At 34.2% G+C, this 22,336-nt stretch carries 27 protein-coding genes; 14 read left to right on the forward strand and 13 right to left on the reverse strand.

Annotated elements, in window-relative coordinates; all coding sequences use genetic code 11:
• Nucleotides 1-12: 12 nt before the first annotated feature.
• The 10 genes from LNQ34_RS04165 to LNQ34_RS04210 all read right to left on the reverse strand — a co-directional run bounded on the left by LNQ34_RS04165 (nucleotide 13) and on the right by LNQ34_RS04210 (nucleotide 6,047).
• A complete protein-coding gene (locus tag LNQ34_RS04165) occupies nucleotides 13-300 on the reverse strand; it encodes a helix-turn-helix domain-containing protein (protein WP_229998757.1) in 288 nt (95 codons plus the stop codon).
• On the reverse strand, nucleotides 297-737 hold the full coding sequence (locus LNQ34_RS04170) for a hypothetical protein (protein ID WP_229998758.1): 441 nt from the start codon (nucleotides 735-737) through the stop codon (nucleotides 297-299). The genes LNQ34_RS04165 and LNQ34_RS04170 overlap by 4 nt, the downstream gene beginning before the upstream one ends.
• A 10-nt stretch (nucleotides 738-747) precedes the next feature.
• Nucleotides 748-1,491 (reverse strand): MBL fold metallo-hydrolase, encoded by a 744-nt coding sequence (locus LNQ34_RS04175; protein ID WP_229998759.1) that lies wholly within the window; start codon nucleotides 1,489-1,491, stop codon nucleotides 748-750.
• Nucleotides 1,491-2,228: a phage recombination protein Bet gene (gene bet, locus LNQ34_RS04180; RefSeq protein ID WP_229998760.1), complete on the reverse strand. Its 738-nt coding sequence runs from the start codon at nucleotides 2,226-2,228 to the stop codon at nucleotides 1,491-1,493. Before bet ends, LNQ34_RS04175 begins: the two co-directional genes overlap by 1 nt.
• Before the next feature lie 4 nt (nucleotides 2,229-2,232).
• A complete protein-coding gene (locus LNQ34_RS04185; protein ID WP_229998761.1) occupies nucleotides 2,233-2,442 on the reverse strand; it encodes a hypothetical protein in 210 nt (69 codons plus the stop codon).
• Nucleotides 2,443-2,650: 208 nt separating this feature from the next.
• Nucleotides 2,651-4,657 (reverse strand): ATP-binding protein, encoded by a 2,007-nt coding sequence (locus LNQ34_RS04190; RefSeq protein ID WP_229998762.1) that lies wholly within the window; start codon nucleotides 4,655-4,657, stop codon nucleotides 2,651-2,653.
• A gap of 229 nt (nucleotides 4,658-4,886) precedes the next feature.
• Nucleotides 4,887-5,108, reverse strand: coding sequence for a hypothetical protein (locus LNQ34_RS04195; protein ID WP_229998763.1), 222 nt, complete (start codon nucleotides 5,106-5,108; stop codon nucleotides 4,887-4,889).
• A gap of 74 nt (nucleotides 5,109-5,182) precedes the next feature.
• On the reverse strand, nucleotides 5,183-5,404 hold the full coding sequence (locus tag LNQ34_RS04200) for a hypothetical protein (protein ID WP_229998764.1): 222 nt from the start codon (nucleotides 5,402-5,404) through the stop codon (nucleotides 5,183-5,185).
• Between the two features lie 102 nt (nucleotides 5,405-5,506).
• Nucleotides 5,507-5,737: a hypothetical protein gene (locus LNQ34_RS04205; RefSeq protein WP_229998765.1), complete on the reverse strand. Its 231-nt coding sequence runs from the start codon at nucleotides 5,735-5,737 to the stop codon at nucleotides 5,507-5,509.
• Nucleotides 5,738-5,765: 28 nt separating this feature from the next.
• Complete coding sequence (locus tag LNQ34_RS04210) at nucleotides 5,766-6,047, reverse strand: hypothetical protein (RefSeq protein WP_229998766.1); 282 nt, start codon at nucleotides 6,045-6,047, stop codon at nucleotides 5,766-5,768.
• A gap of 377 nt (nucleotides 6,048-6,424) precedes the next feature.
• On the opposite strand from LNQ34_RS04210, the gene LNQ34_RS04215 reads away from it, so the two are divergent.
• The 14 genes from LNQ34_RS04215 to LNQ34_RS04280 all read left to right on the forward strand — a co-directional run bounded on the left by LNQ34_RS04215 (nucleotide 6,425) and on the right by LNQ34_RS04280 (nucleotide 15,384).
• Complete coding sequence (locus LNQ34_RS04215) at nucleotides 6,425-7,111, forward strand: LexA family transcriptional regulator (protein ID WP_229998767.1); 687 nt, start codon at nucleotides 6,425-6,427, stop codon at nucleotides 7,109-7,111.
• Between the two features lie 61 nt (nucleotides 7,112-7,172).
• Nucleotides 7,173-7,613 carry a hypothetical protein gene (locus LNQ34_RS04220; protein WP_229998768.1) on the forward strand — a complete coding sequence of 147 codons (441 nt, stop codon included), beginning with the start codon at nucleotides 7,173-7,175 and terminating at the stop codon, nucleotides 7,611-7,613.
• An 11-nt stretch (nucleotides 7,614-7,624) separates the two neighbouring features.
• Nucleotides 7,625-8,044 (forward strand): hypothetical protein, encoded by a 420-nt coding sequence (locus LNQ34_RS04225; protein ID WP_229998769.1) that lies wholly within the window; start codon nucleotides 7,625-7,627, stop codon nucleotides 8,042-8,044.
• Between the two features lie 4 nt (nucleotides 8,045-8,048).
• Entirely contained in the window at nucleotides 8,049-8,330 is a 282-nt protein-coding gene (locus LNQ34_RS04230) for a helix-turn-helix domain-containing protein (RefSeq protein WP_229998770.1), read from the forward strand.
• 388 nt (nucleotides 8,331-8,718) lie between these two features.
• Nucleotides 8,719-8,976 carry a hypothetical protein gene (locus LNQ34_RS04235; protein ID WP_017498092.1) on the forward strand — a complete coding sequence of 86 codons (258 nt, stop codon included), beginning with the start codon at nucleotides 8,719-8,721 and terminating at the stop codon, nucleotides 8,974-8,976.
• Nucleotides 8,977-9,566: 590 nt separating this feature from the next.
• Nucleotides 9,567-10,106 (forward strand): hypothetical protein, encoded by a 540-nt coding sequence (locus tag LNQ34_RS04240; protein WP_229998771.1) that lies wholly within the window; start codon nucleotides 9,567-9,569, stop codon nucleotides 10,104-10,106.
• 2 nt (nucleotides 10,107-10,108) lie between these two features.
• Nucleotides 10,109-10,468 (forward strand): hypothetical protein, encoded by a 360-nt coding sequence (locus LNQ34_RS04245; RefSeq protein ID WP_229998772.1) that lies wholly within the window; start codon nucleotides 10,109-10,111, stop codon nucleotides 10,466-10,468.
• 84 nt (nucleotides 10,469-10,552) lie between these two features.
• Nucleotides 10,553-11,074 carry a Pycsar system effector family protein gene (locus LNQ34_RS04250; protein WP_229998773.1) on the forward strand — a complete coding sequence of 174 codons (522 nt, stop codon included), beginning with the start codon at nucleotides 10,553-10,555 and terminating at the stop codon, nucleotides 11,072-11,074.
• A 1-nt stretch (nucleotide 11,075) separates the two neighbouring features.
• On the forward strand, nucleotides 11,076-11,819 hold the full coding sequence (locus LNQ34_RS04255; protein ID WP_229998774.1) for an adenylate/guanylate cyclase domain-containing protein: 744 nt from the start codon (nucleotides 11,076-11,078) through the stop codon (nucleotides 11,817-11,819).
• Nucleotides 11,820-12,338: 519 nt separating this feature from the next.
• The gene (locus LNQ34_RS04260) at nucleotides 12,339-12,596 is read left to right on the forward strand and encodes a hypothetical protein (RefSeq protein WP_017498092.1); all 258 of its coding nucleotides are present in this window, start codon (nucleotides 12,339-12,341) and stop codon (nucleotides 12,594-12,596) included.
• A 451-nt stretch (nucleotides 12,597-13,047) separates the two neighbouring features.
• The gene (locus tag LNQ34_RS04265) at nucleotides 13,048-13,446 is read left to right on the forward strand and encodes a hypothetical protein (protein ID WP_202701496.1); all 399 of its coding nucleotides are present in this window, start codon (nucleotides 13,048-13,050) and stop codon (nucleotides 13,444-13,446) included.
• Between the two features lie 179 nt (nucleotides 13,447-13,625).
• Nucleotides 13,626-14,189 carry a DUF6642 family protein gene (locus tag LNQ34_RS04270; RefSeq protein ID WP_202701519.1) on the forward strand — a complete coding sequence of 188 codons (564 nt, stop codon included), beginning with the start codon at nucleotides 13,626-13,628 and terminating at the stop codon, nucleotides 14,187-14,189.
• A gap of 3 nt (nucleotides 14,190-14,192) precedes the next feature.
• Nucleotides 14,193-15,113, forward strand: coding sequence for a helix-turn-helix domain-containing protein (locus LNQ34_RS04275; protein ID WP_229998775.1), 921 nt, complete (start codon nucleotides 14,193-14,195; stop codon nucleotides 15,111-15,113).
• Nucleotides 15,114-15,183: 70 nt separating this feature from the next.
• Nucleotides 15,184-15,384, forward strand: a complete 201-nt coding sequence (locus tag LNQ34_RS04280; protein ID WP_017498086.1) for a hypothetical protein — start codon at nucleotides 15,184-15,186, stop codon at nucleotides 15,382-15,384.
• A gap of 149 nt (nucleotides 15,385-15,533) precedes the next feature.
• On the opposite strand, the gene LNQ34_RS04285 is transcribed toward LNQ34_RS04280, so the two are convergent.
• From LNQ34_RS04285 to LNQ34_RS04295, 3 genes are read right to left on the reverse strand one after another with little or no spacing between them, the layout of a single operon-like run.
• Complete coding sequence (locus tag LNQ34_RS04285) at nucleotides 15,534-17,087, reverse strand: DUF5123 domain-containing protein (RefSeq protein WP_229998776.1); 1,554 nt, start codon at nucleotides 17,085-17,087, stop codon at nucleotides 15,534-15,536.
• A 33-nt stretch (nucleotides 17,088-17,120) separates the two neighbouring features.
• Complete coding sequence (locus LNQ34_RS04290) at nucleotides 17,121-18,917, reverse strand: RagB/SusD family nutrient uptake outer membrane protein (RefSeq protein ID WP_202701503.1); 1,797 nt, start codon at nucleotides 18,915-18,917, stop codon at nucleotides 17,121-17,123.
• A gap of 18 nt (nucleotides 18,918-18,935) precedes the next feature.
• Nucleotides 18,936-22,166: a SusC/RagA family TonB-linked outer membrane protein gene (locus LNQ34_RS04295; RefSeq protein WP_202701504.1), complete on the reverse strand. Its 3,231-nt coding sequence runs from the start codon at nucleotides 22,164-22,166 to the stop codon at nucleotides 18,936-18,938.
• Nucleotides 22,167-22,336: the final 170 nt, after the last annotated feature.

A 22,336-nucleotide genomic window follows, 5' to 3' on the forward strand; every position in this document is an offset into this window, starting at 1 on the left:
TTTTAATATGTTTTATTCGTTAGTTTTTAAAAAGAATTCCTTGAATTTTCCCTGTTTGTACTCCCAATGAATAGGAACATTCCAGATATCTTTCAGATCTTTTATTCTCCGGCGTAAATCACCTATTTGGTATTTTAACAATGCACCTGCAGTTGTCAACCTTTCGCCTCTTAAAAGTGCCTCATATACAATTCTGCATTGATTGGAGAAGCGCTCTTTGTTTCGTTCAAAATGTTCCTGGTTACTGATTTTGTTTTCAAAATGAAAAAGCTCATCAAAATTTATTTCCTGTTGATTCATAATAAATGCTCTACATTTTTAACTTGAATTTCCAATTCTCTCATAAAAGCTAAATCAGAGGGTTCAGGAAGATAGATTCCCGCTTCTTTGCTCGAATAATCTCTAAATCGATCAATTGCGATTGACAATTCATCTTTAGTAAGGTCAGCTAAACTTTTGTACTCATCTCTTATTTCTCCACTTTTACGATTTACAAACTCATATTTAAAAATGGTAGGATTGACAAGTTTTTTGAAGAACTCAAGTTTTATGTACTCGACAGATTCTCCGTATTCCCACGCAAACCATGACATTATTAAATGCACATATTTAAGCTGCGGATATGTCTTGGGAACTTTCTTGGCCGATAATTCAAAAACTTTATTATGCTTCACAAAAAAGTTGAACTTCTCAACAGCTCTTTTCACATCGATCGGTTTTTCTGGGTTGTAAAGCATAATAATGTTTTTAAAATGGTGTTTTATTAAATTCTATTTCCAAGCCTTTTACAGCAGCTGTGACATTTTTTCCAGTCAGTTCATAAACCTCTTTTACGAATTGTTTTTCATTTGAATTACTATCGGATAAGTGGATTAGAACAATATTGTTAACTGCCGATAGGTCATTTGCCGCCAACATGTCTTTGCAGTTTTCTAATGAAAAGTGTGATCTCAAAACTCGATCTCGTAAAAATTCTTTTGCGCTACCTGCCCCAAACTTTCGATCAATAATTTCTTTGGAAAAATTAGCTTCAATTATAATATTGTTTAACCCGGGAAATGTATACTTACAGTAATTAGTATCAGTTAAGAAAAGTACTTTTCCGGATTCCGGATGATCAATTAAAAAACCAACTGGATCGGCTACATCATGCTGAACAGCAAATGCCATAATTTTATAACCTCCAATTCTAAATACCCTTAGCTTTTCAATTACATTTTTCCGGTGTCCAAACGAAGGGAAAATTGTCGAATTAAACGTGCCTTGTGTGGAGTAGACGTCAATACCACAATCCAACACACTTTGAATTGATTTGTAATGATCACCATGTTCATGTGTTACAATACATCCAACAACCTTACTAAAATTAAAATTGAGTGCATTTTTAATATCCTTAAAATTAACACCACACTCGATAAGCAACGCTTCATTCTCGTTTTCGAGAATGTAAGCGTTACCATTACTTCCAGTAGAAATTACTTTTAGTTTCATTAGAAGCTAGGTTTATCCTTAATAGAATCTTGGTGCTCTTCGCCAGAAACTAATTCAGCTTCAGGAATATTTTCAAAATCTAATTTTTGTTTATTGGCCTGACTCTTAATTTCTTTATCACGAACTTCTTCATGATCAATATCAATGGTAGTACCACTCTCTTCCTGGGTGTACATAGCCCCTAATTGAGCTGGAAAAGCTTCTCTCAACGCCTGAACTTTTGCAATTTTAGCAATCATAGTTGAAGGTTTTTCATTCCAAGTCGACTGTTTTTTATCATATTCCTGAAGAGTTACTTTAGATATAATAGGAAATCTTCTATCCTTTCTGTAAACTTCGGCCCATCCACCAAGTAATTTATCAGACTCTAAATAAAACATTCCTTCCAATTCTAAAATCTGATTATCTCTTTGAACAATGATTCCAGCTTTCATACCTTCATAATTTTCATTAGCATCTGCTCTTTTCATAAACGCTTCTTTTGAAACTATCATTTGCGCTGGTGCTGTACCAAATTTTACTAGATATGCCTCATTTAAAAAAGGATTCAATTGATTGTACTTACATATAGAAATAAACTGAGTCAAATCTTGATCTGCTACTTGGCCATTTCCTTTTGTCAAAAAGTCTCGTACAATTTGATACGATAATTTCACATCTTGTCCTGCTACTTGATAGGTAATGGCTCCTTTATCTCTATCCTTAACTTCTGCTACTTGGGTATTTTCTGTACTCATTATTTTAAAAATTAGTTGTTATTTTTCTCATTATCGACCTTGCTTCTTGTGCAAGTATGCTTCCGCTTTCTAATATATTTTCTTGATTCTGGTCTATAGAATTAAAAGCATTCGTAAGGATGTTTTTTTGAATTTTCATCTCCTCTATTTTAGCTTCAAGCATCATGCAAGCTTCTGCCAAATCTGTCCTCTGTTGTTGAAGGGTGTAATTCATTATATTTCGAATAAAAGTAGATTAGGTTGAATTTTGGAACACTTTACAAATCGCAATTCGAAAGCTTCCGTTTGGATTTCTTTTTTGGTGTTTTGATTATGCGGACAAGTGGCCGTACAATCAAAGCTTCCAATTTTAACTCCGATGTTTTCTTTACAATTTTCAGTAGGTATTCCATCGGAGTCTCTTTTAATCTTGTAGCCGTTCATTACGCAACACGCAATGATTTATCAGATTTACTTACAACCAATCTTATAAGCTGGCTATCCGTACTTAAAATGTCATGGATTGATTCAGCTCCATCAATGAAAATAGGAGCTGATACTTGGTAGAATTTTGAGAGAGTAGAAATAATATCAATACCGGCGTTAATTCTTGATGCGGTATTTGTATCTGAAAAAGGAACTCCATTGACCAAAATTTCACAAGCTGGACTCTCGCCGCCGTTTACCTGATCTTCAAACATTTTGAATTTTACGATTCTGAATTTAGAATTGACATTTGCTTCGATCGCTGACATTTTATCTTTTTCAAATTGCTCAATTAAGAATTGAGTTTTCTCAACATTAGCAATTTCCTGTGCCAGTTCGGTTTCCTTTTCTTTTAACTGATTAATTCTGTCATCAACAGCTTTAATCTGCTCTTCATTTCTCAGGTTGACTTTGATTTCCTCCATTTCTTCTAAAAGAACTCGTTTTTCTTCTTTCAATTGAGCATCATCAACTTTTGGCTCTTCTTGAATTTTTGCTTCAACATTCTGAAGTTCTGTTCTCTTATCAGTATACACTGTGTTTTCAAGAAGTAAATTATTGTACACCTCTTCAATATCAACCGGAACAACATCATTCGTTTTTGCCTTTTCAGCAGCTAAATTTGTTTCAATTGTTTCAACTTCACTTTTTAAATTTGTGATTAAAATTTCACCATTTGAAGATCTAGTCTTTAACGTTTCTAACTCTGATTCAAGATTCTCTTTTTCGGTTTTCAGCAATCCTCCTTGACGATTTATTTCAGCAAGATTTATTGCTTTATCATTCTGAAACTTCGTTATCATTTCAGATTTTTTTGATTCAATATCCGATTCTTCAAAAGCACGCTGACAGGTAGGACAGCAGAAAGAGTCTTCTTCAAAAGTTAGTTCTTTTGCATTTTCAGTTGTCCAGTCTGCACGTTTGGCCTTCATTTTAATTTCTAAAGCCTCAATGTCAGATTTTTTAGAAGTAATTAAACCATTTACAGTAACCAAAGCACTATTAGCTGTAGATAACTCGCCTTTCTTAGCAGTCAATGAAGATTCCAACCCAGTCAAAACAGAAGTGTCAACTTTATTCGAGTTATTTGCTTTAGATCTTGTCTCAGTTTCAATTTGTGAAATTTCTGATTTAAGATTTGATGCAGTGCGTTTAGCAGTTTCATTACTTTCTAAAACTGCATTTAAGGCCTCCGATTTATTTGAAATCAACTCTTCTTTATTATTAAGCAGATTTTGTTTTGCAGTAAGCAAGTTTTTAAGATTTTGAAAATCGAATCCCTGAGGTTTTGTTTTAGAAATTTCATCAATTCGTGTTGGAATTTCTTTAAGTTCCTTTTTTTGTTTGTCAACAGACGCTTTGATCTGTTTTAGATATTCAGACATTGTCTTATCCTGTGTAAGGTTCGCAAGTAGCTTTTCGTACTCAGGATTACCGGCTGCAATTTGTTCATCAGTAAATTCACCGGCCATCTGCGTAATAATTCCTCTGCGGTCCTGCCATTTCATTAAATTAAGAGCAAAAGGATTTGTAATTAACTTAAAAATGACTTCATCCATTATATTACTAACTTTTCCTTGAAACTCTTTCTGTTGCATCGGAACTTCATTCCAGAAATAAACAGTTTCGTTTCCTGTGTACTCTGCAACTTCAGATCCTTTTTTCTTCTGCCACTTTTCTTTGTAAACCTTCTTTAATGCAACAGGATCTCCGTTAATTACAAATAAACCTTCAACTTCATGATCCTGTCTATTCAGTGTGGTGTCAATAGTATTTTTAATACTGAAATCCTTCTTCTCTTCCGCATTCTTATTGAATAGTAACCATAAGAATGCATCATAAATTGTTGATTTTCCGGTTCCATTTGCACCGAAAACATCAGTGTTCTTTTTAAAATTTACACTTAAATTTTTAATGCCTTTAAAATTGTTAATTACTAAACCCTTTATCTCAATTGTTTTCATTTGATTTTGCTTTGATAGTTATTTTTTTAAATGATCTTATAGTTTCCTCAGAACACATTCGTTCCGTACGCTGAATTATGTGTCCCCTTGTGTTTCGTTGCTCAGACATGGCTTTTCCGCAGTTATCAATCAGCGACAGAGTATGAAAGCCAGATTCCCGAATTGTCTTTACCCTCAAATACAACCCGGCAGGCGTTTTGAAGGTTTGATTTTTCTTTAGTTCCATATCCTAGCAAGTAAAAGGTGGATAAGAATGATTTTGATGATCTGTAAACATTTCATCAAACTGCGGCACTTGAAATTTCCAAGCCAAGCCAAGAAGATTTTCAGATTCTAAAGCATCATCTATGCTTTCATCAAATGCTTTTTTTAGACACTTGCCTAAAAGTTCTTTAGTTTTGTTATTTGATAATGTGGTATTACAAAACCTTTGTACTAAATTTGCACTCATAATTAATTTGATTTTAGGATTCGAGGTCCGATTATTAATTTTTAATTTGGAGCCACTTGTCAGAGTGGCTTTTTTTATTTTGTCAAACTTCCAATCAGTGACAGTTTTTTATCATCTGATAGTGTGTGTTCACCCTTCCGGGTCTGCCCTAAAGATGCTCCCAACATTTTTAGAGCAGAAGTCGCCTCACTTTCGATTTGTGTAGCTAAATTGTAGTTCTGCATAGCCAAAGCTTGCATCGTCTTTGATGAATCAATTTGTTTTTTCCAAAATTGAACTTGTTCTCGCTTATTCATCAGAAATTGATTTTTTTGATGATGAAATTGATTGCATTAATTAATCCCAAAAGGATAATTAGAATTACAAAAAACCAAATGACATCTTCAATAGTAATTAAACTAGTCATCAGTTAATTCTTCTTTCGGTATCCCAGTATGCTTCGCGATAATTTCCAAAACATTAGGAAGACTGAATCTTGCCGATTTTCTTTTTGCTGCTTCATACACAGAATTTACTTCAATGATGAGCGCATCTGCTATTTTTTTACGTAGTGGAATATCGTTTCGGATGATAGTATAGATTTCACCCTTAAGCTTTTTCTTTTTACTTTTTGTTGTAGTTGTTGCCATATCTTGCGCATTTTAGTTTTGTATTTAATTAATCTCCATTATATCTGCCTAATCCGTAATATGCGGCAGCACCAGAATTATTTGCGACTAAGTGTCCTCTCAGCTTATATGCGATAGTTTCTATAGATTGCCAGCATTTCTTTGCTTCAAGTTTTTTCTTTTGAAAGCTTCTTGTCGAAGGAATTTTATTGTATGCTTTTATCAGCAGTTCTCTTTTTGCAAGTTTCCACGCTTCAATTAGAGCCTGGGAAAAAGTCATTTGGAACTTTCTAAATAATTCCCACGCTTTTTTAAATATTGATTTTCTCATTAGAATAAGATTTAGAATAGAATTAGAGCCCTTCCCGGTAACGATCCGGAACCATTCTTTGTGAAGGGCATGTGACAGGTATTTTCGCCCCTCGTGGCGATTCGTTTAAACTTACATATCCTTGTACCGCCCATATTTTAAGATGTATGAAAGGAGTTCCACCTATATGCGATTTACGCGTAAATCGTTTCTACATTGCCCTACCGTTATTCGTCAGATATTTATTATTTAAACTCCAATATTTCAAAGAACTTTTTTTAGTACATTTGCACGGGTCATTTGTACAGAGCAAAAATACATAACTTATTATGTATCTACAAAACATATTATGTATTTTTTACATAACAAGTTATTAATTTATAACGGTTCTAAATAAAATGGATTTAAAAGAGATAGTTGAAACAATTAAAAAACATAACATAACAGCGTACGAAATAGCTAAAAGCACGCTGTTAACCGAGGTTGGTATCAATAAAATTCTAAATGGTAGTTCACAAAACCCTAGAAAGTCAACATTAAAGATGTTGGAAGAATTTTTAACCAATTACCCTAACAACAAAAACAGCATTACCCAACAAAACATAACAAGTAATGCAAACAACCTATTATTTTCAACTAATGTTATGCATGTACCATTAGTTAATCAATACGCATACGCAGGCTATATGAATGGTTTTAATGATCCAGAATTTATTGAAGAATTACCTAAAATTCCGTTTATCGTTGAAAAAGAGCACAAAGGAGAATACATGTGTTTTGAAGTAAAAGGCGATAGTATGGATGATGGTACTCACGAAAGTTACTTAGAGCGAGATATACTATTGTGCAGAAATGTGAGAAGAGACTTCTGGAAAAGTAAACTACACATTGATAAATGGGATTTTGTTATAATTGACAAAAACAGTGGGATTTGTGTTAAACGAATTATCAAACATGATGTAGAAAATGGCATTATTACATGTCATTCCTTAAATGATTATTATGAAGATTTCGATATTGATCTAAGAAATGTTTCCAAAATATTTAATATTGTGGATATTCAGAGAAAAAGAAATAGAAGGTAGTTACGGATTTCCGTAATAAATAAAAAGTGGTTTTTAATAAGTTAGATCAAATTATTTTTACATGAAAAAAATTATCTATTTAATAACTGTTGTTACTCTTATTTCATGCAATAAGAATAACCGAAAAGAAAAAACACCTAAAACAAAAGAAAAGTTAGCTCTTGAATTTTGCAAGCTTGATGTTAAAGCAAATAGTCCAAGTCCTTCCACAATTAAATACGATTCATTATTGACAGATGCTTTTAAAATTTCAAAAAATACCAAGTACTACAATAAAGATTTAGATGATGTTTACGGAATGATACAGATTAATGATTCAACTTCTGAGAAATGGCAAGTTCACATTTACTTTGATTCTGAAAATAAATATGGTGCTAAAATCACAAATAATGTTATTTACATATTGAAGGAAAACGAACTGTATTCTAAGGATTCAATCATGAATGAGCAATTTATTATACTATCCAAGCGAGATCAAAACAAATTACACGAAAATTTATAAAACGATTACTTATGAAAAAATTTACTCTACTATTTATTCTAATTGCAATTTTAGGGTGCTCATCCGATAATAACGAATCTAAAAAAAGTTTACCTGAAAAATTTGATGTAAAAATCGTTATCAAAAGTAGTTCAGGCACAAGCCCAAAAACTTCAATTTCAGTAAACTCCTCAAATGTTAAAGAATGGACCAATGTAAATTTACCGTTTGAAGGCGCTTACACTTACTTTACTACTGGGAATGAAATCAGCAATACATCATGTAAATGTATTACAATATCGGCCTGGTCTTATCTTAGTAAAGCAGATAAAATAGAATCTTTTAATCTTTATGTAGATGGAAAACTAGTCAATTCTACAAGCACTATTGCTGGTGCTGACGCAAATGGCATATTGAAGCCTACAATCTTAGATTTTGTTTACAATCCTTAAATTAATGAATGAAAATGTGACAAACATAATAGATCGCAGAATACTGCGCTTAATTGAAGTTCTGATTGAACAGAATAAAATTAATCGCGAAATAGATTTTTGTAGAGAAATCGAAATGCTACCTCAGACCGTGACAAAAATAAAAAAGGGAACAGCTCATTTCACAGTTTCTCATATTGAACAAATTTGTCACCAATTCAATGTAAATGCAAACTGGATATTTGGCATAGAAAAAAAGGTATTCAATATGGCGCGAAGCATTGAAATAACAGGGATTGACGCATAAGTATTGCCGGCAATCAAAACAGACAACAAAAAGAAAAATTAATAACAAAAATTGTCTTTTCACCACGTGAAAAGCATTGTAAATACTAGGGACTACATTTTTTGAAAGCATGGGGGTTGATTTCATAACCCTGAGGTCACGGGTTCAACTCCCGTCCTCGCTACAAAAAACAAACCCCTAATCATCAATTGATTAGGGGTTTTTATTTAAATTTACACCCTCTCTAACCAGCTGATTTAGAATGAGGAAATTAAAAAAAGCAACTGGAATTCGAACAATGTAAACAATACGACAGCGGACTTCAGACTTTATACTTCTTCTTTTTTTATAAGAAAAGTATGCGGACAGGTCAGAATAGTATTTTATAAGCTAAATCATTTATAAAAACATGGATATAGTTAAATTTAAAATCACGTCAAAAACGATAAAAGTAGAAGTACGCAATTCGAATAACTACGTTTTTAATTTCAACACGGCTTTAGAGATTGAAAAAGAAGACAGAGAGGTTTTATTAAGACTGTACAATGCACTGGACCTTCTTTTTAAAAAAGAAACTCATCCTGAGATTAAAAACTATATTTCACCTAATCAAACTAACATTTTGGATCAGATTTCTGCTGCTGATAATCTGGAGCAGGAAAAATAAACCATCATTAGTTTATCATTCAAAATTTATTTTCTAAAAAAGAGAAAGTCTCCACATTATGAGATTTTCTCTTTTTTTTGTTTTTTTGTTAGATTCCAAACAATTTTTAGGACAACAAAATCTAATATACAAAATGATTACTAATATATTAAGTAATGTTGCAGAAATAGAAAGAACATCATTATTGAAAAGACAAAAAGTAAGATGTCTTAATTGCTAAAACAAAAGAAACCAGCAAAGGCAGACAGTTAAATACTACTGAAACACCACAACATTTTTTATCAAAATGCAATCAATCACATTTAGAACTAATAAAAGATAAAAACTATTCAATTAGAAAACTGGCATCAATCACTAATTTATCGAATAATACAATTGTTAAAATAAAAAAAATGCTAAATGAAGTAAAATAAATTAGTCCCCAAAAGTCATATTCTTATATCGCCCATACCAAAACTTAATCAAGATTTTAATTTCCTATATTATTAACATGAATATCTTTATATTTGCTTTTAACAAATTGGTATAGTTCGTGAACTTCAAAATAATTCTATGAACGATATAATAGTTACAATCTAAAATAGAAAAATTTGGAAGGAATATTAAAAGACTTATTGGAAGATTGGAAATTAGACACTTGGGCGAACGTTTTAGAAATTGTTGGCTTCACAATTTCAATTTTTTCATTATGCATAACTATACTTCTGAAATCTGAAATAACAAAATTAAAGATAGGTTACATTTTTGATAAAACCATTAAAAAGCATATTACTAAACTTTCGGAATCCACAACTAATATAAACACGTTCTTTAACGACTATAATTCCAACATTAGAAATATACAACTCGAATTATCAAAATGTAAATCAGAATTACAAGATTTAAAAAGTAAACTTGGCTTTTTTGACAGCTTAAAATCACAACGCTTAATTTGGTTCATTAATAGCCGTTTGGGAAAAACATTTGAAAATGAAATAATAAGACAGCCAGGTTTGGGAAAATTTCTTTTAAAATACATTCATCGAACCCACAAAACAACGTCTGAAGATGTTTGGGTAGTATATTTTAAAATTCATGAAATTATACGTCAAGTTGAAAACATTAAAAATAACAAGGATAAATCATTATAAATATGGCATCTAAAGCTTCAAATACAATTCTAAAATTAAATAAACTAACCAAAGATGATGAAATAACTTGGGAAACTTCACGATTTGACCCAATTTCGTTAACGGGAAGTGAAAGAATGATTGGAAATTCTTATACTACATCTGTAAACAAAAAACAATTAAGACTATATAAGTTTGAATATAGACATTATCATGATGAAGATGCATATGATTACATTCCAGATTTCCGATTAGAATTTATTGATGATAGAGGTAAAGGAGAATGGATTTTCCCTTATGAAAGAGCTATTTCCGATTTATATGATACAATTCTGTATAAAGCTTCAGGAGCTGATGAATTTTTTGATTCATTTTTAAGTTAAAATTATTTTTTGTTTAGAAAAGCATACTGTCCTTTACAATCCTGTCATACAGAAATACTCATAATCATAACTACCAAATTATAAATGAAAACCATCGATTATTTAGAAAAACAATATACTCACGCATTTGAAATGGTCAAATTTGGAGAATCAAAAAATATTGCTTTAATCGCATTCAATGGTGCTATTATTGTTGGAATATCAAAGTTAATTACTGATGAGTTAAGCTGTTTTTTGCACTATTACTTAATTTATGCCATTGCGATGTGTTCCATATCAATTTTTATTTGTTTCTCCGCACTAATAGCAAAAATAAAGCACACTACAAATAATATCGCTCTCAACAAAAGCAATAACCTACTATTTTATGTAACACTTGCTCACTTATCAGATACAGAACTAATAGAGAAAATTGCTAAAAATTATGGTTGCGAAAGGTCAAATGAAAATCATGAAAGAGATTTAGCTAATCAGGTAATTATTACAAGTCAAATTGCCGCTAGAAAGTTTAAACTTTACAACATAGCAATAACTTTCATGTTTATGGGATTATTAAGTCCACTTAGTTACTTAATATTTAAATTATTATTAGACCAAGATAGATAATATGGGATTAAAAAGCGAAATAACAGATAAAGTAAAAGAAATTTTAGACACCAATTTTCTAATCGAGGATGTTACATATGTACCTGAGATAACTGACAGTAAACTAACTTTTTTAAATAAAGGATTAAAATTTGAAGCAACCGTCCTCTACATTGATTTAAGAGATTCAACAAAAATCCTTAATCAACATAATAAATCCACAATTGCTAAAATTCATAAAGCATATTTATATACAACAGTAAGAATAGCAAAATCTCTAGGTGGAGAAGTTCGAAGCTTTAATGGCGACAGCGTACTAGCGTTCTTTCAAGGAACAACTAAAAATACCTTAAGTAATGCCGTAGAAGCTGCAATGAAGATTCGATATATGATAGCTAATACGGAATCAGGAATTAATACTTTACTGGCAAAATATTCAGCAGTAGATTTTGGAATTGGAATCGATGATGGACATATACTTTGTGTTAAAGTGGGTGTCGGAGGAGATGCAAATACAAAAGATTTAATCTGGATAGGAAATCCTGTCAATAAATCTGTTGTAATTAGTGACGAATGTAAAGCAAGTTATTACATTGGGATTTCTAGCCGTGTTTATGCTAATTTAAATGACAACGTAAAATTTCATACTGAAAAAAATTCATGGGGACAAGACGTAAAAGTAAATATGTGGACTTCTTATCAAGTTTTCTACAATGGTCATTATGAAACTTTTTACAAAACACATTATTATTGGACAATCGACTAAATGTACCTAATTATAAGTTGTCTGGATTGACTGCTTTTCTAATAGAATTATCTTTTTTAAACCAATTAAAATTAATAAAATTTACATATTTTAGCCATCCAAAATTACAAATGTTCTGATACAAATCTGATAGTAGGAAAATCTACTTAATAATAAAATTAAGGAGTGACGAAAACTGTCAAAACCATTTCAAAACGATTTTAAACTTTGAAAATCTCTGGAATTAGCATACATAATGTATTAATTCTAAGATTCATAACCCTGAGGTCACGGGTTCAACTCCCGTCCTCGCTACAAAAAATAAACCCCTAATCATCAATTGATTAGGGGTTTTTATTTAAATTTACACCCTCTCTAACCAGTTGATTTAGAATGAGGAAATTAAAAAAAGCAACTGGAATTCGAACAATGTAAACAATACGACAGCGGACTTCAGACTTTATACTTCTTCTTTTTTTATAAGAAAAGTATGCGGACAGTTCAGAATAGTATTTTATAAGCTAAATCATTTATAAAAACATGGATATAGTTAAATTTAAAATCACGTCAAAAACGATAAAAGTAGAAGTACGCAATTCGAATAACTACGTTTTTAATTTCAACACTGCTTTAGAGATTGAAAAAGAAGACAGAGAGGTTTTATTAAGACTGTACAATGCCCTGGACCTTCTTTTTAAAAAAGAAACTCATCCTGAGATTAAAAACTATATTTCACCTAATCAAACTAACATTTTGGATCAGATTTCTGCTGCTGATAATCTGGAGCAGGAAAAATAAACCATCGTTAGTATATCATTGAAAATTTATTTTCTAAAAAGAGGAAGTCTGCACACCGTGAGATTTTCTCTTTTTTTTTGTTTTTTTGTTAGATTCTAAACAATTTCAGGACATCCAAATTCTAATCTCCGGCTTTTGTTATTCAAAAATAACTTCTCCAAAACCTTAATCTGAGGCTCACACTGTCTTTTACGAGACGAAAATCAAAAACTTACTTCAAAATCCAAACCAAAATCAGGTATTTCTACTTAGTGAATTCATCTATTAAAAAACGATTTTTGTTGCGAATTACGTGAAACCGTAAGTTATTCTCTGAAAACTGATATAACTTAGCGTATTAAAAAGAATAAAAATCACAAAAAGAAAACTATAATACTTAACCATAAAATAAAAACCAAAAAAACGAACCATGGAAAAACTTTGGTGTTGGCGTTGCAAAACAGAAGTTCCTATGTTACATACAGAAGAATATCAAATTGCAACTAAACTCTATCGTAATGGCTTTGAACATGGAAAATGTAATATGACCAGAACAGAGCGATTCAGTGAACTTCTAAATTACTATAAAGAACTGACCGGATTTAAAGAAACCAATCCCAATGCTATTATGCATCATCGAATTGATCTTTACGGTCCGCCTTGTGAATGTTGTTCTAAACCTTACCGAACTCCTCAGGCAAAATTTTGTGCAGCCTGTGGACACAAAAGAACAGCTACAGTAACCAACAGTAATCACACCTTTACAGAAGAGGAACAAAAATGGTGGCAAAAACTACTGGAATCAAACACCATTAGTCAGCCAGTGCTTGCTGTTAGTACTTTAATTGCAAAACTGGATTTAAATTTATAAAAATCAAGAAAACGAAATCAATCCTGGAATCCATTTTTAGTTGTACTAAAAGTGGATTTTCTGCTTTCAGGAATATACAGCTGTTTTTTTTTAATGTAAAAAATGCGTTAAAATAGCTTTCGGACAACAATTCTTCGACAATTAAAAATACTTTTGTGAGAACGAAAACACACATTGGTATGGATTCCGAAAAATTCATCTTCTGCCTCGAAGGTGTTCCTGACATCGAAAACAATTTTGTTACCCAGGTAGTAAAAAACCTGGAAGAAATCGCTATTGATCAGGGTATCGCCAGTATTTACAAAACTTGCGACACCATTGAAGGCTTAGAAGAAAGCCTGAATGTTTTACTTTATGAAGATCACAATTTTAAAGATTACGAAATTATTTATTTGGTAATGCCAGGCGGCCCCAACAATATCTGCCTGCATGATTACTATTATAGTCTGGAAGAAATCGCAGAACTTTTTGAAGGAAAAATGAAAGGAAAAATTATTCATTTTGCCAACTTAAAAGTACTTGACTTAAACGACGAAGAAGCGCAGTACTTTTTGGACATTACTGGTGCACGGGCGATTTCGGGTTACGGCTCTTCTTATAATAAGATAGCGAGCTGTAGTACCATCGACAAAGCTTTTTTTAGTCTGTATCAGGAAAATGACGACATTACTGAAGTGGTGGAAGAACTTTATCAAAAGCATTATGCTCTTTGCAAATTACTTGATTTTAGACTGTATTATTAAATTATGAAAAGCAATGCCGACGGAGAGATAAAAACCTATGGCGCGAAAGTGTTTCGTGAAAAATTTCTGGGACAGGAAAATCCCATGCATTTATTGTTTAAATCCAGCTCTGACCATTTTTTTTGTCTGGAAATGGAAGAAATGATGCAGCTTCGTTACGCTGTTCCTCCTTCAAAACACAGTTGTCATACTATACTTTTTGTGACTTCCGGAGTTCATGTTGCAAAGGTTGGTTTCGAAGAATACCAAACCAATCCAAATGAAATGCTTATTGTTCCGGCCGGGCAGATTTTCTCTATTGAGCATATTAACACGAAACATATTGGTTTTATTTGCCAGTTTCATCCGGATGTTTTGATCGGCAAATATGGCAACAGTGAAATGCTAAATGATTTCGACTTTCTTAAAATTGGAGGAAATCCAAAAATTATAATCTCTCCGGACCACTTTCATTTTATAGTGAATCTCTTTAAGCGTTTACAGGCCGCTTATCTTGAAACTGAAATCGACAATGCTGATATCGTTCAGTCTTATTTAATGGCTTTGTTCTTTGAGATGAATAAAAATGCTCCCAAAACATCTAAAAGCAATACAGCCGCAGCTGTTATTTTTGCTAAGTTCAAAAAACTCATTTACGCTAATATCAGGACGCATCATCAGGTAAATTATTATGCCTCTTTACTGAATGTTACCCCCAATCATTTAAACAAATCGGTCAAATCGGCAACCGGTAAGTCTGCAGTCAAATGGATTGATGAGACCATTTTAACAGAAGCTAAATACCTACTGTACCAAACTACCTTTTCTGTAAGTGAAATCGCCATGCAGGTAGGACACGAAGATCATTCTTACTTTAGCCGTTTCTTTAAAAAACATGAAGGAATCACTCCTATTCAATATCGTAAATTGATTGATAAGTCCTAATTATTGCTTCCTGTATCCTATAAACTTGAAAAACGTTTATTGAAATTTGTTCCGTTAAAAAAAGCAAATTATGATTTACGTTTTCAAAACATCCGTTGACACACCATCAAAGCTGGAATTCGCAAGTGCATTACTTGACGAACGGATACCAAATGCGATATGGAATTTTGACCTTGAGGACTGCGATAATATCTTAAGAATTGACAGTGAGGCTGAAATAAATGAAAAGATTCTCAAGAATGCGATTTTCGATTGTGTCGAATTAGAATAAATTCAAAAAAAAGTATAGTATACAACACTTGCCTGTTTGTTAGAAAAGCTTGATTTGAGTGGTCAGTAATTTTTTTCCTCTATACCAAAAAAAACAGGGATGCAAAACCAATTGCATCCCTGTTCCTTTTTAAACAACTTATAAACTAATTACTGTCTCCATTGCGGATCTCCTACTTTTTTATCAATTAACGTTTGATTTTTAAGTGTAAAATTTCCTGTTGCACTATTCGTAAACTGAGGATCCAACGTTCCGTAAGTTCCCGAAGCATCATATTTTACCGCAGCAACACCGGCTGTATGTAATGCAGCCGAATTAAAATAGTTATTATTCAAGAAAGTAGGTGCTGTCGTTAAGGTCTGATTGGTATACATCGCTAATGGTGTTTCAAAAAGCGTGTTACGAATTGTCGAAGCATTACTGGCAAAACGTACGTACAGAATTCTATTAGAAGCTGTCATCGCTTTATTTGAAATGGTACAGGCATCTACCAATACTGTAGTTGTTAAACCCGTCCCGGTAATGTTAGGTGCGTTATCGACACGGATAAAATCGCGGCCTGTAGCACAATTGTTAAAAGTACTGTTTTTAAGGGTTAACGATGCCAAATGCGAGGTTCTAAAATCGATACAATCACCTTGTACCGTTAATATGTTAGTAACAACACTATTTTCAACCGTCACCGAAACAATTTTAGTAATACCTGTTGCCGTTTGTGTTATAAACGATTTCACAAAATCATGAACATTACAACCACTAATTAAAAGTGCCCCATAAGCAGTACTTACTTCATTGTATTTTACAGCATCACTTTGAGTTTTGTCTCCGTTAATATCCAAATCAATTAAACTAACGGATTTAGCGCCTGCGTTTAGTGTAAATTTATTATGAAGCAAAGGCTTATTATCGCTTCTTAGACCTCTAATCGTAATCGATTTATTCAAAATAATTTCACCAACAAAAACATTGTATTCTCCCGGCATCAATACCAATACTGCATCAGGATCTGCCGCTGCGATTTTTGCATTCAAATCATCCGTAGGTTTAACTAAAGTAGCTGTTCCAATATCTATTCCTGTAGTAAAAGTAACCACTCCTCTCTTTTTGGTTCCGTTAAATAAAGTGGCAGTATAGGCCGTTTCTCCTGTAAATCCCGTAACTATCGCTGCACCGGCCGTTTTTTCGGCTGCTGTAATCGTGTGAGTAATTCCACCCGGCCCCACAGTAATTTGGGTAACAGAACTGTTAGGCGTCCATCTTAACGTCACTTGTTTTGCTTCGATATCGGCAGGCTGCACAGGGAAGAAGATTTGCTCCGTTAATGTTGCTGCTGTTGTTATGGACCATTTCGAATCGGCAAGTCCTGAGGCACTGACCGCTTTTACTCTTATCGAATAAACCGTTTCTCCTTCTAACGCTACTTTTACCGGAAGTTCTTTTGTGGTAACATTAACCGTTTTGTAAATTGTTTTGAAATCCGGATCATCAGCACTAAATTCTACCGTATAATGATCAACATCTTCCTTAGCAGTCCAGTTTAATTCCACCGTGGTTTGATTTTTCACTACCGCTTTCAGTTCTATTGGAGAAAATACTCTATTGGCTCCTATATCTTCCAGCACTGCTTCATTGTAACTTTCGCAACCGGCAATTACCAATAAAAACATAGCCAGCAATCCTTTAAATATATATTTTGCGTTCATAATTCTAAACTATAGTTTATTTGTTAATTGTTTTTAGTTTCCAAAAACCCAGTCATTGGCTAACTGTCCATTACTTCCGTCAATAAACGTTTGCCAGATTGGCCAAAATTGTCTTTTATCAGGATTAACTCCGGCTTTATACAATGTACTTATTTTGTTATCATCCAGCTTATCCCAGCTTTTTGAGGTATAATCAGTACCCTGCGCCTGAGTTTCTCCACGGTTTAAACCATAAATTTCAAGTGTAGTATTATCTGCTTTGTATTTATAATAAAGTGTTGAAGGTACATTGGCATATTCATCACTGCGTGCTTTTAAACGAGTCATTTTAACCTTTGCTTCATCTAATTTTACTTTTAACAAGTTCCAACGGATCAGCGCAAACTTACGTTCCATTTCTCCGGTAAACTCATATTTATTCTCCTCAATAATACCGTTCAGCATGGCTTGCTTACTTGTCAGACCGTCTACATAAGCGTCTACTTTTACCGCTTGGTTTTGCGAAGCAAACGCTCTGCGGCGGATTTCTTTTAAGTAGACCGCAGCAGATCCCGGGCCTTCCAATTCATTTGCTGTTTCAGCAGCCATTAAAAGTACCTCGGCATAACGCATATAAATTTTATTTACCCCATCGTCACTTGGCGCCGAAACGATACGATTCATCCATTCGAAACGATATTTACCAAAATACCAGGTTTGTAAATCTGTAAGTTCCTGTTTAGACTTGCCATTTACCGCGGCTCCCCATTTGTAAGGCACACAGGTAACATCTCTGCGGCTGTCGGCCTGATCGTAGTCATAAAAAACAAATGGCAACGGTCCGTTTACACCGCCTTTATTAGTTCCCATCTGCTGAAACTGATCCGAAGCATCATGTCGCACCGCAAAAGTGAATAACATTCTGCCACGTGTGGCTGCAAAAGGGATTTCCCAAAGCGATTCTCCTCCGGCTGTTATACTTTCCTGATTGTATTTTCTCCACAAACCTTCAAAAGTAGGCTCTAGTCGTGCAGAACCACTGGCAATTACAGAACGACACTCGTCTAATGCCAGTTTGTACATTGCCGCTACTGAAAGTGCAGGATCTGTACTTCTTCTCACTCCGTCGGGATATTGTTGAAAGCCACTGGACATCAAAGCCAAACGGGCTCTTAAACCTTTTACAAAAGCCTTGTTGATACGCTCTGTGCTTGTTGTAACTGCAGTTTCATTTGGCCATGCTACTAAACTTGAAGCTTCGCCTAAATCGGCAATTAATTGTTTGTAAATTTCGTCACGACTTGTTTTAGACACGTAGATTGTCGACGTAGAAACAGGTTCAAAACGAGCTGGGACATCGCCCCAGTTTCTGATCAGATCAGCATAATAAATGGCTCGTAAAGTCAGTGCTTCTCCTAACAACTGCCCCATTTCTGTATTCGGTAATGGATTGCCGTACTTGCGCAGACCTCTAATACACAAATTAGCACGTTCAATTCCTTCATACATCATGGCCCATGCATTTTTTGGCGAATTCATTTCTGTATTATCCGATTTTGCATCGTAAACTACCAGATCCGATTTGACATTGTCACTCGAAGAAGTCAAAAGCCATTCTGTATCTGTATTTAGTCCTTGGTAAGTCAAAAGTCTTCCTCTATAAGATTGCTCCTCTCCAAATGAGACTTTTATTCCATCGACAGCACCCTGAGCTAATCCGGCAGTAGAAAAAATAAGCTGTTCGTCTAAGGTTGACTGTGCCGGTGTATCAAAATATTCCTCCCCGAAATCCTGACAAGAAGTCAACAAACCTGAGATCATCAATCCTGCTATTATTACTTTATATTTCATTTTGTGATACGTTTTAAATTAGAAATTAAGGTTTAAACCAAAAACCAACTGCCTGCTGCGTGGATAAGCCGAATAATCAACTCCCGGTGTTAGCGGAGTTTTTCTTCTTGTTGATACTTCAGGATCCGGACCAGAGTAATTTGTAATTACAAACACATTCGTTGCTGTAAAATAGAATCTCAATTTACTTACTCCCAGCTTAGAGGTTAAGGCTTGCGGTGTACTATACCCTAAAGTCAGCGTATTCAGTCTGAAGAACGAACCATCTTCTACTGCCCAGTCTGTAAACATGAATTTTTGCATGTAAGGAGACCACATGGTAGTATTGGCATTTAACGCTTCCAAAGCGGTAGGATCTGTTACCAATTGTCCCGAAGCAGGATCTAAATTTGTCCATCTTTTGCCATCTGCCATCTCGGTGTTTAAATTTTTGTATTGCCCGTTTCGGTTTGCTGTTGAAAACTCGGCTTTATTGGCATTGTAAATATCATTACCAACGCTCCAGTTGAAAGCAGCAGAAAGATCAAAACCGTAAGCATTTGCATTAATAACCAAACCTCCGGTATGTTTTGGATTAGAGTTTCCTATTACTTTTTGATCCGATGCTGTCACTTTATTATCAGCAGAACCATCTGTATTTTTCAGCTTCATCATCCCCGGCTGCAGAGCACCTACTACACTGCTTGCATCAACAACTCCTGCTTTTAGAGTATACCTTCCTCCTGTATAATCAAAATCCGAAACTTCATAGCGTCCGTCGCTTTGATACCCGTACATTAATCCCATTGGAGAACCTACATTTACCACATAATCATTCCCAACATCGGTAGACGCCCAATTGGTATTTGTCCCAAAATTATCCATTACTCCAAGAGAGTTAATTCGGTTTTTATTCATTCCAACATTCACAGAAAAGCTCAAACCAAAATTTTTCTTTTCGATGGCTATAAAATTCAGGGTGGCTTCAAAACCGGTATTTTGTGTTTCACCCATATTTCTAAACTGGGTTTTGTAACCTGTACCTCCTACCGGAAATTCAATCAGTAAATCCTTCGTTACATTTTTGTACACATCAAAAGTTCCGTTCAGACGATTTTTGAAAAACCCGAAATCAAGACCGATATTTTGCGTTACAGTAGTCTCCCACTTCAAATCCGGATTTGCCAAAACACTCGATGGAGACCAATAGCTATCGAAACCGTTTATGAACCCATTTGTACTGGACAAATAACTCTGAACGGTTTGTCCAACAGGAATGTTATTGTTACCCGCCTCACCATAACTAAGTCTTAGCTTTAGAAGATTTAACCAGGAAGCATTTTTGAGGAAATTCTCTTCAGAAATTTTCCATGCTGCCGCCGCTGCCGGGAAATACCCCCAACGGTTGTTTCCTAAAAACCTGCTGGAACCGTCTGCACGAAAAGAAGCTGTTACTAAATAGCGATCTTTGAAATCATAATTTAAACGTCCGAAAAAGGACAGTAATTTATCATCCGCACTGTAAAAATTGTCCACTGAAAAAGGCGTTCCCTGTGTCGTTAATTTCTTAGCCTGATCTAAATCAAAAAATTTCGGATAATTTAAAATCGTGGTGGTTACAGTATTTGAGGTTGTCGTAATCATCTCTTCTCCTAAAAGCGCCGTCAAATGATGATTGTCTCCCAGAATATTTTTAAAATCATAGTTTAAAGTATTGGCATTTCTGAAACGCACATCTTTACGATCGCTCATGACCATACCTGGTTTTCCTGCACCTATCTTGGCTGTACTTGAAAAATAAGTAGAAGACCCATAAAAACGATAATCAGAATAGTTGGAATTGTCCAATCCTAAATCACTTTGAAATTTTAGATCTTTGGCCAGCTTCCATCCAAAGCTTCCTAATAAATTATAATTTTTTCGGTACTGCTGGCGGTCATTGTCTGTTATAGCTAAAAATGGATTAACCAGATAACTGTTCACAGACTGGTCATCATTATCAGTAGTTAACCCCGGCATTGGAACAGGTGCATAACCCACACTATGACGCAAACGGCTGTCTAATGATGAAGCCTGATTTTGATCGTTTGCACCACCACCATTGATATCAGTATCAGAGTAACGCACTGTAAATCCAAGGTCTATTTTTTCGCTTGCTTTATTTTTCAAGGCCAATGAGAGGTTATTTCTTTTAAAATTTGAACCTGCCATAATTGCTTTTTCATCGTAATACGCATAGTTGAAGTTGTAACTAAGCTTTTCATTCCCTCCACGAATTCCTAAATCACGGCTGTTTACTTCACCGCGACGGCCGTAAACCTGCTTTTGCCAATCCGTTCCTTTTAAACCGTTATACAGATCACGATCCTGCCAGTTACCAAAATACTTGGTATAGGAACTTGGATTGCTCAAGATCGTTTTATCCGTCTGATCCAATAAAGCGTATTCGTATTGCCATTTTACAAAATCATCAACCGGAAGAACCTCGATTTCTTTGGCCATGGTTTTCATTCCGTAAAACATATTATAGCTCACAGCCATTTTTCCGTCTTTACCGGTTTTAGTCGTAATAATAATAACCCCGTTTGCTCCTCTTGATCCATAGATTGCAGTAGAAGAAGCATCTTTCAAAACCGTCATCGATTCAACATTAGAAGCCGCAATATCACTCATGCTGTTTACCGGAAAACCATCCACAATAATTAATGGGGAAGCATCTTGTGTTAAAGACCCGCCTCCACGTACTCTGATTTTAATATCGGCATCCGGTGAACCTTCGCTTGAACTAACCTGAACTCCGGCGATTCTCCCTGTTAAAGCTTCGGCTATATTAGAAACCGGAACTTTTTTCAGGTCATTTCCTGAAATGGAAGAAACAGCCCCTGTCAGATCCGATTTTTTAACGGTACCATAACCTACCACAACCACTTCATTTAAAGCATTTGAATCTTCGATTAAAACAACATCAACTTTCGTTTTTCCGACAGCATTGACTTCTTTGGTTTTAAAACCTATAAACGAATAGGTTACAACTGCTTTGGGATTGGTCAATTTTAATTTGTAACGTCCGTCAAAATCTGAGGAAGTTCCGTTTTTTGTTCCTTTCTCTAATATATTAACACCCGGCAACGTGAGTCCTGCAGCATCCTTAACGGTTCCTTCGAGTGTAATACTTTGCGCATGCATTTGATTGCCGGCCAGTAAGCACAATAAGAAAACAACTGCAAAGCAACAATTTGCTCCTTTGTTAAATAAATCTTTAAAATTCATGATTGATTGTTTAAGTTATTAATTGTTTGTTCAAAGTGGTTATTTCGTTTTTATCAGGTTACCTCTTTTTTAACTGATTGTCAAAGCCTCACTTCTAGGACAACAGTTTCTTTTTTAGGTTGTTTTTGACCTTCGAAATAAGGTCCTTTTTTAAGCCTTAAAAAAAGTTG

The sequence above is a fragment of the Flavobacterium lipolyticum genome (genome assembly GCF_020905335.1).
Lineage (GTDB): Bacteria > Bacteroidota > Bacteroidia > Flavobacteriales > Flavobacteriaceae > Flavobacterium > Flavobacterium lipolyticum.

Bases quoted from the DNA above. Each gene is read 5' to 3' on its own strand.
- LNQ34_RS04210 (WP_229998766.1), bottom strand. From the start codon at position 6,047: ATGAGAAAATCAATATTTAAAAAAGCGTGGGAATTATTTAGAAAGTTC.
- LNQ34_RS04295 (WP_202701504.1), bottom strand. From the start codon at position 22,166: ATGAATTTTAAAGATTTATTTAACAAAGGAGCAAATTGTTGCTTTGCA.
- LNQ34_RS04205 (WP_229998765.1), bottom strand. From the start codon at position 5,737: ATGGCAACAACTACAACAAAAAGTAAAAAGAAAAAGCTTAAGGGTGAA.
- LNQ34_RS04255 (WP_229998774.1), top strand. From the start codon at position 11,076: ATGGGATTAAAAAGCGAAATAACAGATAAAGTAAAAGAAATTTTAGAC.
- LNQ34_RS04260 (WP_017498092.1), top strand. From the start codon at position 12,339: ATGGATATAGTTAAATTTAAAATCACGTCAAAAACGATAAAAGTAGAA.
- LNQ34_RS04175 (WP_229998759.1), bottom strand. From the start codon at position 1,491: ATGAAACTAAAAGTAATTTCTACTGGAAGTAATGGTAACGCTTACATT.
- LNQ34_RS04245 (WP_229998772.1), top strand. From the start codon at position 10,109: ATGGCATCTAAAGCTTCAAATACAATTCTAAAATTAAATAAACTAACC.
- LNQ34_RS04190 (WP_229998762.1), bottom strand. From the start codon at position 4,657: ATGAAAACAATTGAGATAAAGGGTTTAGTAATTAACAATTTTAAAGGC.
- LNQ34_RS04225 (WP_229998769.1), top strand. From the start codon at position 7,625: ATGAAAAAATTTACTCTACTATTTATTCTAATTGCAATTTTAGGGTGC.
- LNQ34_RS04270 (WP_202701519.1), top strand. From the start codon at position 13,626: ATGGATTCCGAAAAATTCATCTTCTGCCTCGAAGGTGTTCCTGACATC.
- LNQ34_RS04200 (WP_229998764.1), bottom strand. From the start codon at position 5,404: ATGAATAAGCGAGAACAAGTTCAATTTTGGAAAAAACAAATTGATTCA.
- LNQ34_RS04285 (WP_229998776.1), bottom strand. From the start codon at position 17,087: ATGAACGCAAAATATATATTTAAAGGATTGCTGGCTATGTTTTTATTG.
- LNQ34_RS04265 (WP_202701496.1), top strand. From the start codon at position 13,048: ATGTTACATACAGAAGAATATCAAATTGCAACTAAACTCTATCGTAAT.
- LNQ34_RS04215 (WP_229998767.1), top strand. From the start codon at position 6,425: ATGGATTTAAAAGAGATAGTTGAAACAATTAAAAAACATAACATAACA.
- LNQ34_RS04165 (WP_229998757.1), bottom strand. From the start codon at position 300: ATGAATCAACAGGAAATAAATTTTGATGAGCTTTTTCATTTTGAAAAC.
- bet (WP_229998760.1), bottom strand. From the start codon at position 2,228: ATGAGTACAGAAAATACCCAAGTAGCAGAAGTTAAGGATAGAGATAAA.
- LNQ34_RS04235 (WP_017498092.1), top strand. From the start codon at position 8,719: ATGGATATAGTTAAATTTAAAATCACGTCAAAAACGATAAAAGTAGAA.
- LNQ34_RS04290 (WP_202701503.1), bottom strand. From the start codon at position 18,917: ATGAAATATAAAGTAATAATAGCAGGATTGATGATCTCAGGTTTGTTG.
- LNQ34_RS04275 (WP_229998775.1), top strand. From the start codon at position 14,193: ATGAAAAGCAATGCCGACGGAGAGATAAAAACCTATGGCGCGAAAGTG.
- LNQ34_RS04230 (WP_229998770.1), top strand. From the start codon at position 8,049: ATGAATGAAAATGTGACAAACATAATAGATCGCAGAATACTGCGCTTA.
- LNQ34_RS04195 (WP_229998763.1), bottom strand. From the start codon at position 5,108: ATGAGTGCAAATTTAGTACAAAGGTTTTGTAATACCACATTATCAAAT.
- LNQ34_RS04170 (WP_229998758.1), bottom strand. From the start codon at position 737: ATGCTTTACAACCCAGAAAAACCGATCGATGTGAAAAGAGCTGTTGAG.
- LNQ34_RS04250 (WP_229998773.1), top strand. From the start codon at position 10,553: ATGAAAACCATCGATTATTTAGAAAAACAATATACTCACGCATTTGAA.
- LNQ34_RS04220 (WP_229998768.1), top strand. From the start codon at position 7,173: ATGAAAAAAATTATCTATTTAATAACTGTTGTTACTCTTATTTCATGC.
- LNQ34_RS04185 (WP_229998761.1), bottom strand. From the start codon at position 2,442: ATGAATTACACCCTTCAACAACAGAGGACAGATTTGGCAGAAGCTTGC.
- LNQ34_RS04280 (WP_017498086.1), top strand. From the start codon at position 15,184: ATGATTTACGTTTTCAAAACATCCGTTGACACACCATCAAAGCTGGAA.